This window comes from Sinomicrobium weinanense (genome assembly GCF_018863395.1).
Lineage (GTDB): Bacteria > Bacteroidota > Bacteroidia > Flavobacteriales > Flavobacteriaceae > Sinomicrobium > Sinomicrobium weinanense.
This window is the reverse complement of sequence record NZ_JAHKRR010000001.1, coordinates 648,520-663,194: the sequence shown is the minus strand read 5'-3', so window position 1 is coordinate 663,194 and position 14,675 is coordinate 648,520. Positions and strand designations below refer to the sequence as shown.

Here is a 14,675-nt window from a genome sequence, read left to right as displayed (position 1 = left end):
TTTGCGTAACCAGTTACGTTAATTATGGAAGACTTTTTAGTTGAAATGGGAGTTGCCGGGTTAACCGGAAGACTAAAACGGTTAAATGATTTGTTTGTTTATCAGACTAAACAATTTTATGACGAGCACGATATAGATATAGAGCCTAACTGGCATATGATTTTCCTGATGCTCGAAAAGCACGATAGCCTTACGGTTACAGAAATAGCTGAAGCCATTCAAATATCCCATCCGGCGGTGATAAAACTAACCAATAAAATGAAAAAAAATGGTTATGTAGAATCTTTCAGGAATCCTGATGACCTGAGAAAACAACAATTAAAACTCACTAAAAAGGCAATGAAAAAACTTCCCCTGCTAAAAAGGTATTGGGATGCCGGGGAAAAATCGTTAAACGATCTATTGAACGAAAGTGAGCATCTATTATTTCAGCTTGAACAATTAGAAAATAATTTAAAACTATCCGGTTTTAAGGAGCGAATGGAGGTCTATCTGAAAAACACATAGTCAATATGAAGATGAAGCTATTGATTGATATATTCGGTTGGTTTGGCTCAGGCCTTGTGGTCCTTGCCTATGCAATTTCTTCGCTTGAGGGCCGGAAATATACCCGTTACGGAAAGTATTTAAACCTGTTTGGAGGTTTTTTAATTGCCATCAATTGTTATTACTACAATGCATTTCCTTCATTTGCCACCAATGTTTTATGGTGTATAATCGCCACATTGACCATCTATAAAACCAAAAAAAATCGATACAAAAAGAATAAGGATCATTCAATACTAAGAAAGAAACCGGGATTAAAGTATTAAAGTCAACTACAACTTACAATCAAACACGCCCGGGGCGCGTATGGGCCTCCTCCACCCCGGTGAGCTCTTCCGTAGAAATACAGGCTATTTCTGAGGTGGATTAGTTTGAAAGCATCTTGTTAAAACAAGCACTAAATTAAATGAGAGGAAAATTTATTTCTTATACAACAAGGTCATAATTCGATTAAACAAATTTGCCAGTTCCGATTGGTCCGACTTATTTAAATGGGCAATGATCGACCGGATTGAATCAGAAGATAATGTGTCTAGTTTTTGCTGCTCCTTCAGCCCCTTTTCAGTAAGTCTTATCTCAAAAATCCGCTTATCGGAAAAAGACTGTTCTTTGGTTAACAAGGATTTTGAAATCAGTTTTTTTATGATGCGGCTCAGGTAGCCTTCATCCAGTTTCAATATTTTATTTATTTCGGTCGCTGTTGTTTTCTTTTGATCATTAACAAGGTAAAGAATTTGTGATTCCGTTAACGAGTAGTCACTATTCAGAAGTTTTTTTTCCAGCAGGCCGATACTTCTGACATAACTGCGGTTAAACTTTCTTATTTTATGTATAATTTCCTCTTCATTCATAATCACATTATTTGCTTTAGTCAAGTTCTTTTAATTATATTTGCTTTAGTCAAGTAATATACAAAATGTAATTAAAATTGAAAAAGAAAAATGATAACGATAAAGAACATCACAACAGATGATCCGCTTTATGCTTTAATGCGGGAATTAAGAAATAAAATTCTATTACGCCCACTGGGAATCCCTGATAATTCCTGGGAAATGTATGACGACATATCCTGGCATTTTGTTGCTGTTGAAAATAAAAAAGTCGTTGGGTGCGCTGTTCTGGTTCCTGCGGAAGAAAAACCGAATAAAGCCCGATTGATTCAAATGGCGGTCGATACTGCTGTTCAGGGGAAAGGAATAGGAAAACTTTTAATCTATAAGATCATAGCATTTGCGAAGAACCAGGATATTAAAGAGATCACCTGCCATTCCAGGGCATATGCCGTTAATTTTTACAAAAAACTTGGCTTTGAGGTATACGGAGAACCTTTTGAAGAAGTTGGGATCCCTCACAATCATATGAAATTAAAAGTGTAACTATGGAAATCAGAAAAGTCAAAAAATCGGACAATCAATTATTAGCCGATATAATAAAAAATGTATTCGAAGAACACCATGCCCCCAGGGAGGGAACGGTTTATTCCGATCCGACTACCGATAACTTATACGGACTGTTTAAAAAGGAAAAGTCCGTTCTTTGGGTAGCTGAAGAAAACGGAAAAATTTTAGGATGCTGCGGAATTTATCCTACTGAAGGATTACCTGGCAACTGTGCGGAACTGGTTAAGTTTTATCTCACCTCAGGAGCGAGAGGAAAAGGCACAGGCTCAAAATTGATGGAACGAAATATACAATCCGCAATCGGGTTTGGTTACTCCCAACTATACCTTGAAAGTTTACCGCAATTCTCCAATGCCGTAAAATGGTATGAAAAATTGGGTTTTCAAAAACTGGAAACTCCTTTGGGAAATTCAGGCCACATCACATGCAATATATGGATGATTAAAAAACTTTTAGGGCAAGTTGTTTAAGCAGAGTCCCGAAAAGATATTATTTAAGTGAAGTTTCACATCCCTGGGATATAGGTATTTTAAATCAACAAAGGGACGTGAAATTTCACGTCCCTTTGTTGAGATAGTGATCGCGACAGGATTCGAACCTGTGACCGTCTGCTTAGAAGGCAGATGCTCTATCCAGCTGAGCTACGCGACCATATTGTATTTCTTCAAAACCTCACTGAACCTGTGACCGTCCCGACCTTAGTCGGGATGCTCTATCCAGCTGAGCTACGCGACCGATTTAATAATTGTTGCTTTTTCTGAAAAGCGGTGCAAATATATAACCGAATATTGTACAAAACAACACAAATAAGGATAATTTGTCTCCGGAGGCCAGTGATTATCCTACAAATCGTTATGTCTTAGTACCTTCCCGCTTTTGGTTTCTCCGAAGGCTTCTACCAGGCGAATCTCTTTGGGTATTTCGTATTTGTCAAGAACAGGCAGTTCCATTATGGCTTTCCGGAGATCCTTTTCGCCCAGGCCGGGATTGGTTTTTTCTTCTATGAAAAGAACGAGCTTCTCTCCCAGCCTATCGTCTGAAATACCTTTTACATAAAACCTGCCGTCGATCACCGGGCGTATTTTTTCTTCGATCTGTTCCGGGATCAGTTTTATTCCTCCTGAGTTCACAATGTTATCATACCTTCCCAGCCACCGGAATTTCTTTTTGGAAACCAGTTCTGCAAGATCATTGGTAACGACCGGGCCATCTGCTACATTCGGGGCATTTATAACCAGACAGCCTCTATCATCCAGTGTGGTTTTTACCCCGGGAAGCAATGAAAAGCATGGAATTTCCTCTTTTTTACGTCCATTGACCCTTCTGGCTGCAATATGTGATACTGTTTCGGTCATACCATAACTCTCATAAACCTTACATGCTGTTCCGGACAGGGAAGCCTTCAATGTTCCGGACATGGGTGCTCCGCCAACGATAAGTTTTTTTATCCGTTGTAATTCGGAAAGGGAATGCTGTACCTGCATAGGGGTCATTGCAGAGAAATCATAGTCTTTTTTCAGCTCTTCCAATGGATGGGAAGAGGGCTTTACCAAATCTATTTCCAGACCAAGGATCATGGCACGCACCAGCATCATCTTGCCGGCTATGTAATCGGCAGGCAAGCAGAGTAATGCAGTATTGCCCACGGTGATATCAAAAAAGTTGCCTGTGGCTATGGCCGAGTTTACCATATACTGCTTACTGATCTCCACCGGCTTGGGTTTTCCCGTAGAACCTGACGTGTATACCACAATGGTTTCCCGGTCGTCCAGCCAATCCAGCAAAAAATCTCCTACGATCTTTTCATGAGGCTCTCCTTCCTTGATAAAACTGCACGCAACCATCCTGAGGTCTTCCCGGTTAAAGTACATACCGTTAATTTTAAACCGGTTGTGAATGTTTTTATAGGTTATGGAAAGTTTCTGCTTATCAGTCGTTGCCATTGGGTTTGAGTTTATTTTTATACGATATTATTTCAGATATTCTGTTTCTGCTTCTGCCGGTAGCGGAGGTTCTACTTTTCCGAATAGTTTTTCTTTCCATCCTGTCCAGCCGTATTTTCGGGCTAATATATATATGACAACCGGATAGATCAATACTGGTGCCAGAACATCAAACCCTGCTTCCGGGGAAGATATATCCAGGAACAGCGAATCCGTTTGCAGGGCTGTCCAGTCTGCCGTTACCAAAAGGGCGGTTAACATATTGTTTCCTGCATGATATCCCAGGGCCAACTCCATACCATCGTCCATTAAGGTCATGACTCCAAGCAATAAACCGGTTCCGATGTAATATACCATGATAATGTATCCTAATTCCTTGACTTCAGGATTAAAAATATGAAGCAAACCGAAAAAAACCGAGGTTGTAATCAACGGAAACCACCTGTTTTTTGCAAGTACTCCCAGCCCCTGCATGAGATACCCCCTGAACAAATATTCTTCAAAACTGGTCTGTATTGGTAACATTATTATCGTAATGGCAAGCAGGATCAGAAAGGGCAGTGGCTTAAAGTTCCACTGAAAATCCCCGGGAGACAGGAAATATCCGATGACAAACAATATGGAATTGATTGCAACAACCAATCCAAAACCATACAAAATCCTTTTTTTATCTATCCGTTTACGGGAAGTGGTCAGTGCCAACAGAGGTTGTTTATGTATGTATTTCACCGTAAAGAGCAGGGCCAATAAACCCGTAAGAAATGAAATGATCATTAAGAACAAAAAGAGATTTGCTCCTAACAGGTCGGTCATTCCCCCAATATCGGATGGGAAAGACATCATATCGGGTACTTTGAGAAACAGTACTGCGATCAGGGGCACTGCCCCGATGAATTGCCACCCTGTAAAAGCCAGGACAACGCCTGCTACATAATAAAACCAGTTGTGATTTTTACCTTTAAACGCCTGTTCTATAAACATATATTATTTTTTTAACACACTTATATTCCAATTTTCGGAGGGATCGTAGGTGAGTTCTCCATGCTTTACCTTCAATGGGCTATCCAGATTATTGGTGTAGAGGCTTCCAGTGCCCAGGCCTTGTGGCATTGTATTATTCAGGGTATACGTCCACTGCGCTATGGCATTCAGTCCAACATTGCTTTCCAGTGCACTGGTTATCCACCAGTCCGTATTGCAGTTTTCAGCCAACTGTATCCATTCTTTACTTCCCCGGAACCCTCCTACAAGGCTCGGTTTCAGGATAATATATTGTGGTTTTATGGTGTTGACGAGTTCTTTCTTCGTCGCAAAGTCAAAAACACCGATCAGTTCTTCATCCAGTGCAATAGGCAGCGGGGAATTTTCACAAAGTACTGCCATTTCTTCCCATTGGCCCTGTTTTATGGGTTGCTCTATGGAATGTAGCGACAGTTCTGACAACTTTTTTAATTTTTCCAGGGCGTTACCCGGTGTAAAGGCTCCGTTGGCATCTACACGTATTTCTATGTCATCGGGAGAAAATTCTTCTCGTATAGATCGTAGTAATTCCAGTTCGGCACCAAAGTCTATGGCGCCTATCTTCATCTTAATGCAGCGAAAGCCCTGTTCGAGTTTTTCTCTTATTTGACGCTGCATAAAGGCCTTGTCTCCCATCCAGACCAGGCCGTTTATTGAAATATTTTTACTTCCTTCTGTAAATCTTGAAGGAAATAATATAAAAGAGGATCGGGATTTGAGCGAAGAGAATGCCTGTTCTATTCCGAATTGAATGGACGGGAATTCCATTAATGCATCGTATAATGCTTCTTTCCCCAGATGAATATTATTGCAGGCCCACTTTAGTTTTTCTTCATAACCACCCCTGTCGTCTACACTTAATCCTCTCAGGATACCACACTCTCCTATACCTGTCCTGCCTGTATCTTCCAATAGTATAAACCAGGTTTCTTTTTCTGTGAGAATGCCCCGAGAGGTTCCGCTGGGGCGTTTGAATTGAAGCGTGTACTTCTGGTATGATGCCTTCATTTTTTCAGACGGGGAGATTGAGAGATGGGGTGATTGGGAGAAAGAGGTGATGTGGAAGCTCCAGAAACAGGAGAATTGTTTTGTTCTGCTTTTCTATTTTTTCCATTGACCATCACAAATTCCACTTTTCCGGATTTATTATCATTTTAACTATCATTCCCAAGATATGATCGTATTTCTTATGTAGAGCAACATGAGTCTCATCATCGATATAATCACATGCCAGGGCATAATCCAGCCATACCTGGGTCTCGGCAGCTTCTCCTTCAGCATCCGACAACTTTGCCGTAAATGCTTTGGGGTATCTTCTTTTTCTCCAGGCTTCTGCCAGATTTCCGGATACGGACCCGAAAGACCTTCTTATCTGATCTGTTAAGGAATATGTTTCTTCTTTAGGGAATGACCTGGAAATCTTAAAAATCTCCATGCCTGCTTCAAAAGAAAGCTGATACACTTTTAAATCTTTATGCGTCCTGATTTTTTCTCCCATTCCGCTCTATATTTAAATTCTATTAACCTCTTCTCCAAGTCTCCCCGTCTCCTTGTCATCTTGTCTCTTTCATCAAAGCTCAATACTTTCTCCTATGGCCAGCAACATCAGGTCTTTGTTCTTATCAAAAAATTTCCGCTTGGCTTCTTCGTGATCTATTTCAATATAACCGAAGGTATCGTAATGATATCCCAGTATCTTATCGCACTGTATAAAATCGGAGGCTATAATGGCATCATCAACTCCCATGGTAAAATTGTCGCCTATGGGCAGGATAGCGAGGTCCAGTTTGGTCTGCATCGGAATGAGCTTCATATCCATCGTAAGGGCAGTATCTCCCGCAATATAAATGTTCTTTCGCTCTCCTTCTATGACAAAACCTCCGGGTTGTCCGCCATAGCTACCGTCTGCAAAAGAAGACGTGTGAACGGCATTGACATATTTTACCTTTCCGAATTCAAAATCCCAGCTTCCCCCATGATTCATCGGATGAAAATCTATCCCTTTATCCCCGTAGTGATTGGCGATCTCAAAATTGGAAATAACCATTGCCCCGGTATGTCTTGCTATGGTCTCCACATCCAGTGTGTGATCCTGATGGGCATGGGTTATCAGAATATAATCTGCTTTGATCTGGTTGATGTCTATATGCGCTGCCTTTTCATTACCTGAAATAAAGGGGTCTACCAGAATGTGGGTATCGTCCACTTCTATGCCCAAACTCGCGTGTCCGTAAAATGTGATTTTCATCTTCTTTCTTATTTTATACGGGAATCGCTAAATCATTCCCTGTTTTACTTAAAAATTTTAAGAGTATTGAAAACTTCTCTTATTTATAAAAAAGTAAGCCATTCTTTTTTCATTTCACAATATTGCCCCCACCGCAAGCAAAACCGACAATAAAAACGTGCTTATGGCCAGTTTTTTTAACTCGGGATCGAGTTCTTCCGGTATTTTATTCTCCCGCACGGTCTTTATATGTTTTAACACGGGAACAAATGCCAAAAGAAATAAATACTGATAAATATAGAAACTTTGAAGCAGAGCAAAAAGTAAAACCAGGAGTAATGCCACGATCAGCACTGTAATATGGTATTGTTTTGCTTTTTTCCCTCCGATTTTCACAACGAGGGTATTCTTTCCGGATTTTGCATCACTTCGCTCATCTCTCATATTGTTCAGGTTGAGTACTCCCACACTCAATAGCCCGATGGACGTGGCAGGAAGGAATACGGTCCAGTCGATATTTTTCACATACAGGAAATAGCTGCCTGCCACACTGAGCAGCCCGAAAAACAGAAAAACAAACACATCGCCCAGGCCGTGATAGCCATATGCGGATTTTCCGACAGTATACTTTATGGCCGCCACAATAGAAGCTACACCCAGGATAAAAAAAAGCAGGGAATAGGCAAAATTCTCCTTTCCGAAGGCAACATAAATAAGCAACAAAGCTACCAGCATGGTTATGGCAATGGTCACTGCCATGGCCCTTTTCATTTCCGCAGCGGTTATGGTCCCGCTCTGCAATGCACGCTGCGGGCCCACGCGGTCGTCATTGTCCGTTCCCTTAACACCGTCTCCGTAATCGTTGGCAAAATTTGAAAGTACCTGGAAGCCTACCGTGGTGAAGAGCGCAAGGACAAAAATCTTCCAGTCGAAAAAACCACGCGAAGCGGCGATCCCTGTTCCTGCAATGATCCCCGATAAGGAAAGGGGAAGTGTACGCAGTCGTGCAGCGGATATAAATGCCTTTGTTTTACTCAATATGCAGATTTTAGATGTTAGATACCAGATTTCAGATATTTCCCTCGGCAACCGGAATACCTGTTCCGGGAGCGGAAATTACAGATCCGCTTAAGGGATCCACTTGATGTTGCTGAAATCCGGTTTTCGTTTTTCGAGAAAAGCGTTTCTCCCTTCTTTGGCTTCGTCTGTCATATAAGCGAGGCGGGTAGCTTCTCCGGCAAAGACCTGCTGGCCTACCATACCGTCGTCTGCGGCATTAAAGGCAAATTTCAGCATTTTTATGGAAGTGGGCGACTTGGCCAGGATCTCCCGGGCCCATTCATAGGCCGTATCTTCGAGTTCTTCGTGGGGCACCACGGCATTGACCATTCCCATTTCAAAGGCATCCTGGGCCGAATAATTCCTGCCGAGAAAGAAAATCTCCCGGGCGCGCTTCTGCCCTACCATCTTGGCGAGGTAAGCGGATCCATACCCCCCGTCGAAGCTGGTAACATCGGCATCGGTCTGTTTAAAAATGGCATGTTCTTTACTGGCCAGGGTAAGGTCGCACACCACGTGAAGGCTGTGCCCTCCGCCTACGGCCCATCCGGGGACCACGGCAATCACCACCTTGGGCATAAAACGGATAAGGCGCTGTACTTCGAGTATATTGAGCCGGGGCATGCCTGAATCGTCTACATATCCCTGGTGCCCGCGGGCATTCTGATCTCCCCCGCTGCAAAAGGAATACACCCCGTCTTTGGTGGATGGCCCTTCAGCAGAGAGCAGGACTACTCCAATAGATGTGTCTTCACGGGCGTCGAGCAGGGCCTCGAAAAGCTCTCCGACCGTTTTTGGACGGAAAGCATTGCGCACGTTGGGACGGTTAAATGCCACCCGGGCTACACCATTACATTTTTTATAGGTGATATCCTCGTATTCTTTAACGACTTTCCAATCTGCTTTGCTCATAATTTTGTTATTTTGCGTAAAAATAATTCTTTTTAGTCTTTTTAACCCAATACCACGGAAAAAGTCGGAAGTCCGAGGTCAGAAGTCAGAAATCAGAAGTAAAGTGAATCTATATCTTCAGACTCCGGACCTCGGACTTCTGACCCCAAAAACAAACAAATGAAAAAGATACTCGTTTCACTGGGTTGTCTATGTTTTACAACCCTCAGCTTTTCACAACACTATACTTTTGAAACAGTTACAGACCTGGAGTCCACCCCGGTGATCAGCCAGGGTATTACAGGGACCTGCTGGAGTTTTTCCACTTCTTCCTTCCTGGAATCGGAGATCATGCGGATTACGGGAAAGGAGATCGATATTTCCGAAATGTACAACGTGCGGAATACTTATCCGAAAAAGGCATGGAATTATGTCATGCGCCAGGGAAAAGCACAATTCAGCCAGGGCGGGCTGGCTCACGATGTGATAAACAGTGTGGAACGATACGGCCTGGTTCCTCAAAGTGTCTACTCAGGATTGAAAGAGGGGCAGAAAAAACACAACCATATCGAAATGGTCTCTGTGCTGGAAGCCATGTTAAAGGTGTATGTGGAAAATCCTGCAAAAACCCTTTCGGGAGACTGGAAAGCCGCTATTGAAAGTGTCCTCGATGTTTACCTGGGGCCAAAAGTGGACGAATTTACCTATGAAGGAAAAAAGTACAGCCCACAATCCTTTCTGGATATGACCAAAATTCAACCGGAAGATTATGTGTCGGTAACTTCTTTTTTACACGAACCTTTCTACACCAGTTTCGTCCTGGATATTCCGGACAACTTTTCGAACGGCAGTTTTTACAACCTCAAACTGGACGAATTTATACAGGTTATAGACCACGCCCTAGAAAACGGCTACACCCTGGGGCTGGACTGTGACGTGAGCGAGCCCACTTTTTCACAAAAACACGGTGTGGCGGTGATCCCGGAAAACGAGTTTGAAAAAAAGGCCATACTGGAAGACATAAAACAGGAAAAAAGCATCACCCCGGAATACCGGCAACAGGAATTCGAAAACTTCCACACCACCGACGACCACCTCATGCATATCATTGGCAAGGTAAAGGATCAGGAAGGCCATATTTACTACAAGGTCAAAAATTCGTGGGGAACGGATAAGACCCGTGTAGGTGACAGTGGTGGCTATATTTATATGAGTGTACCTTATATGAAATTAAAGGCCATATCGGTAATGCTGCACAAAGACGGTTTATCAAAAGATATTCGCAAGAAGCTAAACTTGTAAAAAACGGAAGCACTACTCCTTTTCTTCGAGCCTTTCCTGCTCATCGGGGGTAGTGTTTCTTTCATTGTCTTTGAGGCGATAGTTGCCGAAATTGTATCGGAGGCCTATAGTAACGGTTCGCCTCTCTGGCATATCGGTATAACCGTTATCCTGATTCAGGTAATTCGACTTTTGCCATATATTTTTAGTATTGAAAATATCGGTAAAATTTAACGTGGCCACCAATCGTTTGTCCCAGAAAGATTTGGTAAATCCTATATCGGTATAAAAACGGGGATCGGTCCTAATAGACCCGTATAAAAAGTTTGATGAATAATACAGAATTAGGTCGGCAGTAAAGGTCCGGTCTTCCGACAATACAAACTGGTTATATGCCCTTCCTAAATATCCCAAAGTATTGTCTGTATGCATTACATTATCACTTTCTAATGCCTGAAATGTATTCTCGATATAGAATCCGGACATGTAAACGAATAAATACCACCAATCCCGGATATATCCGTAATACATAAAATCCAGGCTATACTGAAATTCTTCATCAATATTAAAATAGGAAGCATATACACTCCTGTTTTCGTTATCCTGAAAAGTCAGTTTTTCTATCAAACCATTGGTATGCTGATAGTAAAGGGAAAAAGTATATTTTTTCTTATAGGTATAATCCAAAGCTATTTTATTATCAATAGACCTGGTCAGTGTAGGATTTCCTGAAGAAAACTCTTTTTCGTATATATAATACCTATAAGGGTTTAACTTACTATACCTCGGCCGGTTTAAACTTCTTTTATAGCTGAATTCCAATTGATGATCGTCCGCAAGGGTATGTTGCAGATTTATTGTGGGAAACAATTCAAAATACTTTTGAGTGTTTACATCTCCGAGAACTATAGAATTGGCCATTACATCGGTATACTCCCCTCTCAGCCCCAAAACCAATGCCCATTTTTCCCATTCTTTCGTCATACTGCCATAGGCAGCATAAATATCTTCTTTGTAATCAAAATTATCATCATCGGCATCTTCGGGAATATCAGCCCCTTCAAACGAAGCCTTGCTTTTGCTATTTATTACGGAATATTTTAGTCCTGTTTCGACATAGAATGATTCCAGAGGAATGGAGAAATCCAATTGTTGAGTAAAAATATTATTCCTCTGGTCAGCTAAAAAATCAAAAGTATTATTGTCCGTAAGGTTATCATTATTGTTGTAATAATCCGTAGAAAGGTACTGGGATTGCCAGTCATCATAATAAATATAATTACTTATAGCTTTCATTACAGCACCTTTGTCATTGATGGTATGCTTGTAATCCAAAGAAAACGCCAGATTGGACCGGTCGTTTTCCAGCTCACTGTTTGTAAGGAAGTACGACTCCAAATCCCGGTCTGCATCAAAAACATCGGAAATCACCTTATTGTTAAAGGTTTTCCCCGGTGAATGTAAAATATTAGCTGACAAACTCAGGGAATTCTTTTTGTCAATCGTAAAATCGAGGATAGAATGCAAGTTGTGTGCATAGGACCTGGTAACTTTTCGGAAATCGACCTCCAAACGGTCATCCGGAGTATTGTTCTCAAAAAAATTAAAATAGCTTTTATCGTGTTTGTACTCCTTTCTCGGGCTATAACTGTAACTGGCAAAAAGATCCAGAAAATCATTTTTGTAGTAATGATTCGTACCAAAACTGTATTTTGGAAAAATAGCTTCTGTCCAACGGCTATTTACGCTTCCTTTATAGCCAATGGAGATATTCTTTGAAGTAACAATATTCAATACAGCTCCATCTTCTGCATCATATTGTGCCGGAGGTGTGGCCATGACTTCCACAGATCGGATATTGGTTCCGGGATAGTTTTCTAAAAGACTTTTTAATTCATCTCCGGTAAGGAAAACGCGTTTACCATTTATGTACACCGTTGCCGGGGTATTTCTTATTTTTATCTGGTCATTGACCATAAGAACTCCTGGAGTGTTCTTTAATATCTCCAGGGAATTTTGTTGGGACAAAACAGAGTTCTCTACATTAAACACAAGCCGGTTCGCTTTTTTTTCAATTACTGGCATATTACCAGTTACTGTAACTTCACTGAGTTTTTCCCTGTTTTCTATTAACGACAGAACCCCGATATCAAGGTCTTCTTTTACCTCTACCCGTTTTACATATGATCTATATCCTATATATGTTGCTTTTATTATATATCTTCCATCCTCAATATAATGAATATTAAAAATACCGTTGCCATCGGAAGATGTTCCCTGAACAACCGTGGAATCTTCTTCTTTAAGCAACAATACATTGACAAAAGAAAGTGGAGCCTGTACAGCATCTACAATTTTACCCTTCAGGCTATGATCCTGCGCAAAGAGAACCGACGGGAAAAACATAATACCGAACACAAAAAATGCCCACTTATTTGAATATCCCATAAAGACTGATTTGTTATTTTTGGCTAAAAGTATGTCTTTTATCGTAAAAAACAAACATTTAATCGATACTTTGAAGAGTATCCACAAACTCTCCGCATGAGTTATTCTCACAAAAAAAACCTATTCAATAGACATCTATCATAAAAACTGTTAATCACCACCACTATCATCAAATAACCTTCGTTTTATATTTCTTTCTTCGTATTTTGGGTCTCCCAAAGTTTGATACATGAATAGAGCAGATATAAAAAATAGCCCGGTTCGAAAGCTGTTATTCCTGGGAAGTATAATAGCTATTCTGATTGCTATATCTCCCTATATCTTTTATTTTTATGAAGTTTTTCCAAAGACCAAAATATGGAAACTTCCTTTTCTTACACTCAAAGTGTCCAACTATTCCAGCTTATATAGTGCTGCCTGGTATTTTGCAAACAAACTGATACCATTGTACCTTTTATTTCTTTGGTTCCTGACTTGTCGGCATTGGTGGTATCACGTTATACTTATCCCAGTTTCCATGTATGCTTTTCAATTCGTCTCCCTCATTAATGAAGATATCCGGTATGTTGAAGAGCTGTATTTTTATCACTTCCTCCCGATCATGTCCTTTATTATTGCAATTACTTATATTTTTCGCATAAAATGGTTAAACCCTGTAATGAAAGATATTGATGTAAAAACTTTAAGCGTCATAAAAAGCGAAGAAGAGAAAAAAAGAGCAGAAAAATTATTAAAAAAAGTGACATTCACAGGAATCCTGATTATCTTTTTAATATCCGTATCTCCCTGTATTTTTTATTTTTACGAGGCTTTCCCGAACAGCACAGTATGGAAAACTTCCTTTTTCACGGTCAAAGTCTCCAACTATTCCAGTCTGCATAGTGCTGCATGGTATTTTGTAAATAAGTTTGTTCCCTTCTACCTGTTCCTCCTCTGGTTCCTGACCTGCCGGCATTGGTGGAGATATATTATCCTTATACCGGTAACCCTGTATATTTTCCAGCTTATTACCATCCTCAACACCTCCGTTGAATTTGTTGATGAAATGGAGATCTACTGGCTTATTCCTGTAATACTGGTAACCGCAGCCGTGGTGCATACACTGCGATTAAAACTATTTTACAGGGTGGTGCGCGGCGTTGACCTGGAAAAACTGAACAAAGAACTAAAAAGTTATGACCTGGATAAAAAGTGAACTATACTTTTCTTTAAAAGAAGGTTGTTGAAAATTCGTGTTGTAAAACGGATTCACCATTTCATATTGATCCTCATTTCTTTGTATTTTAACCCATCCAAGACTTAGGACATGAACAGACCAGATATAAAAGACAAACAGATTCGAAGGTTACTGCTTATGGGAAGTATAATAGCTATTCTGATCGCTATATCCCCTTACCTCTTTTACCTTTACGAAATTTTTCCAAAAACCAAAACGTGGGAAACCCCTTTTTTTACGCTTAAAACTTCTTTTTTTTCCACTTTATATGTTGCTGCCTGGGCTTTTGCAAACAAACTTATACCATTATACCTTTTATCACTCTGGTTCTTTACCTGCAAACACTGGTGGTATCACGCTATATTTATCCCGATTATCATGTATATCTATCAAATTACCTCTGCTATCAATGATAATATCCGGTATATTGAAGAAATACATCTCTACCATGTCATTCCCATTTTGCTATTTATAATTCCCGTTGCCTATCTTTTACGTATAAAACTATTAAACCCTATGATGAATGGCATTGATGTAAAGACCTTAAGTATCAAAAAAAACAAAAGACAGAAAACTAAAAAATCATTAAAAAAAAGAAAATTTGCAGAATTGCTAACCATTCTTCTGATAGCAGTATCTCCTTT

15 protein-coding genes and 1 tRNA gene are annotated in these 14,675 nt (G+C 40.5%); 6 read left to right on the top strand and 10 right to left on the bottom strand.

What is annotated here, in order from left to right; all coding sequences use genetic code 11:
* The first annotated feature begins 24 nt into the window (after positions 1 to 24).
* Positions 25 to 507, top strand: coding sequence for a MarR family winged helix-turn-helix transcriptional regulator (locus KN811_RS02910; RefSeq protein ID WP_223129406.1), 483 nt, complete (start codon positions 25 to 27; stop codon positions 505 to 507).
* A gap of 5 nt (positions 508 to 512) precedes the next feature.
* Entirely contained in the window at positions 513 to 812 is a 300-nt protein-coding gene (locus tag KN811_RS22085; protein WP_425596703.1) for a CBU_0592 family membrane protein, read from the top strand.
* Between the two features lie 153 nt (positions 813 to 965).
* On the opposite strand, the gene KN811_RS02905 is transcribed toward KN811_RS22085, so the two are convergent.
* Positions 966 to 1,397, bottom strand: coding sequence for a MarR family winged helix-turn-helix transcriptional regulator (locus tag KN811_RS02905; RefSeq protein WP_187966392.1), 432 nt, complete (start codon positions 1,395 to 1,397; stop codon positions 966 to 968).
* A 90-nt stretch (positions 1,398 to 1,487) separates the two neighbouring features.
* On the opposite strand from KN811_RS02905, the gene KN811_RS02900 reads away from it, so the two are divergent.
* Both KN811_RS02900 and KN811_RS02895 read left to right on the top strand, forming a co-directional pair.
* Complete coding sequence (locus KN811_RS02900; protein WP_187966393.1) at positions 1,488 to 1,922, top strand: GNAT family N-acetyltransferase; 435 nt, start codon at positions 1,488 to 1,490, stop codon at positions 1,920 to 1,922.
* Between the two features lie 2 nt (positions 1,923 to 1,924).
* Entirely contained in the window at positions 1,925 to 2,416 is a 492-nt protein-coding gene (locus tag KN811_RS02895) for a GNAT family N-acetyltransferase (protein WP_187966394.1), read from the top strand.
* Between the two features lie 107 nt (positions 2,417 to 2,523).
* On the opposite strand, the gene KN811_RS02890 is transcribed toward KN811_RS02895, so the two are convergent.
* The 8 genes from KN811_RS02890 to KN811_RS02855 form a co-directional block, all read right to left on the bottom strand.
* Positions 2,524 to 2,597, bottom strand: a tRNA-Arg gene (locus tag KN811_RS02890).
* A 191-nt stretch (positions 2,598 to 2,788) separates the two neighbouring features.
* Complete coding sequence (locus tag KN811_RS02885; protein WP_187966395.1) at positions 2,789 to 3,889, bottom strand: AMP-binding protein; 1,101 nt, start codon at positions 3,887 to 3,889, stop codon at positions 2,789 to 2,791.
* A 27-nt stretch (positions 3,890 to 3,916) separates the two neighbouring features.
* Complete coding sequence (locus KN811_RS02880) at positions 3,917 to 4,870, bottom strand: CPBP family intramembrane glutamic endopeptidase (RefSeq protein WP_187966396.1); 954 nt, start codon at positions 4,868 to 4,870, stop codon at positions 3,917 to 3,919.
* A gap of 3 nt (positions 4,871 to 4,873) precedes the next feature.
* A complete protein-coding gene (locus tag KN811_RS02875) occupies positions 4,874 to 5,917 on the bottom strand; it encodes an o-succinylbenzoate synthase (RefSeq protein ID WP_187966397.1) in 1,044 nt (347 codons plus the stop codon).
* A gap of 112 nt (positions 5,918 to 6,029) precedes the next feature.
* Entirely contained in the window at positions 6,030 to 6,407 is a 378-nt protein-coding gene (locus tag KN811_RS02870) for a four helix bundle protein (RefSeq protein WP_187966398.1), read from the bottom strand.
* Positions 6,408 to 6,479: 72 nt separating this feature from the next.
* Positions 6,480 to 7,157 carry a metal-dependent hydrolase gene (locus tag KN811_RS02865; protein ID WP_187966399.1) on the bottom strand — a complete coding sequence of 226 codons (678 nt, stop codon included), beginning with the start codon at positions 7,155 to 7,157 and terminating at the stop codon, positions 6,480 to 6,482.
* Between the two features lie 114 nt (positions 7,158 to 7,271).
* Entirely contained in the window at positions 7,272 to 8,174 is a 903-nt protein-coding gene (locus KN811_RS02860; protein WP_187966400.1) for a 1,4-dihydroxy-2-naphthoate polyprenyltransferase, read from the bottom strand.
* Positions 8,175 to 8,264: 90 nt separating this feature from the next.
* Positions 8,265 to 9,107, bottom strand: a complete 843-nt coding sequence (locus KN811_RS02855) for a 1,4-dihydroxy-2-naphthoyl-CoA synthase (protein WP_187966401.1) — start codon at positions 9,105 to 9,107, stop codon at positions 8,265 to 8,267.
* A gap of 159 nt (positions 9,108 to 9,266) precedes the next feature.
* Here KN811_RS02855 and KN811_RS02850 point away from each other — a divergent pair, with 159 nt between their 5' ends.
* Positions 9,267 to 10,388, top strand: a complete 1,122-nt coding sequence (locus KN811_RS02850) for a C1 family peptidase (protein ID WP_187966402.1) — start codon at positions 9,267 to 9,269, stop codon at positions 10,386 to 10,388.
* Between the two features lie 12 nt (positions 10,389 to 10,400).
* Here the strand turns inward: KN811_RS02850 and KN811_RS02845 are convergent, their stop codons facing one another.
* Positions 10,401 to 12,815 (bottom strand): outer membrane beta-barrel family protein, encoded by a 2,415-nt coding sequence (locus KN811_RS02845; RefSeq protein ID WP_187966403.1) that lies wholly within the window; start codon positions 12,813 to 12,815, stop codon positions 10,401 to 10,403.
* A gap of 658 nt (positions 12,816 to 13,473) precedes the next feature.
* Here KN811_RS02845 and KN811_RS02840 point away from each other — a divergent pair.
* Positions 13,474 to 14,010, top strand: coding sequence for a hypothetical protein (locus KN811_RS02840; protein ID WP_223129407.1), 537 nt, complete (start codon positions 13,474 to 13,476; stop codon positions 14,008 to 14,010).
* The last annotated feature ends 665 nt before the right edge of the window (positions 14,011 to 14,675 follow it).

Coding starts and splice junctions, on each gene's coding strand:
- KN811_RS02910 (WP_223129406.1), top strand. CDS start 25: ATGGAAGACTTTTTAGTTGAAATGGGAGTTGCCGGGTTAACCGGAAGA.
- KN811_RS02875 (WP_187966397.1), bottom strand. CDS start 5,917: ATGAAGGCATCATACCAGAAGTACACGCTTCAATTCAAACGCCCCAGC.
- KN811_RS02895 (WP_187966394.1), top strand. CDS start 1,925: ATGGAAATCAGAAAAGTCAAAAAATCGGACAATCAATTATTAGCCGAT.
- KN811_RS22085 (WP_425596703.1), top strand. CDS start 513: ATGAAGATGAAGCTATTGATTGATATATTCGGTTGGTTTGGCTCAGGC.
- KN811_RS02840 (WP_223129407.1), top strand. CDS start 13,474: ATGAAAGATATTGATGTAAAAACTTTAAGCGTCATAAAAAGCGAAGAA.
- KN811_RS02905 (WP_187966392.1), bottom strand. CDS start 1,397: ATGAATGAAGAGGAAATTATACATAAAATAAGAAAGTTTAACCGCAGT.
- KN811_RS02885 (WP_187966395.1), bottom strand. CDS start 3,889: ATGGCAACGACTGATAAGCAGAAACTTTCCATAACCTATAAAAACATT.
- KN811_RS02850 (WP_187966402.1), top strand. CDS start 9,267: ATGAAAAAGATACTCGTTTCACTGGGTTGTCTATGTTTTACAACCCTC.
- KN811_RS02845 (WP_187966403.1), bottom strand. CDS start 12,815: ATGGGATATTCAAATAAGTGGGCATTTTTTGTGTTCGGTATTATGTTT.
- KN811_RS02900 (WP_187966393.1), top strand. CDS start 1,488: ATGATAACGATAAAGAACATCACAACAGATGATCCGCTTTATGCTTTA.
- KN811_RS02855 (WP_187966401.1), bottom strand. CDS start 9,107: ATGAGCAAAGCAGATTGGAAAGTCGTTAAAGAATACGAGGATATCACC.
- KN811_RS02880 (WP_187966396.1), bottom strand. CDS start 4,870: ATGTTTATAGAACAGGCGTTTAAAGGTAAAAATCACAACTGGTTTTAT.
- KN811_RS02870 (WP_187966398.1), bottom strand. CDS start 6,407: ATGGGAGAAAAAATCAGGACGCATAAAGATTTAAAAGTGTATCAGCTT.
- KN811_RS02865 (WP_187966399.1), bottom strand. CDS start 7,157: ATGAAAATCACATTTTACGGACACGCGAGTTTGGGCATAGAAGTGGAC.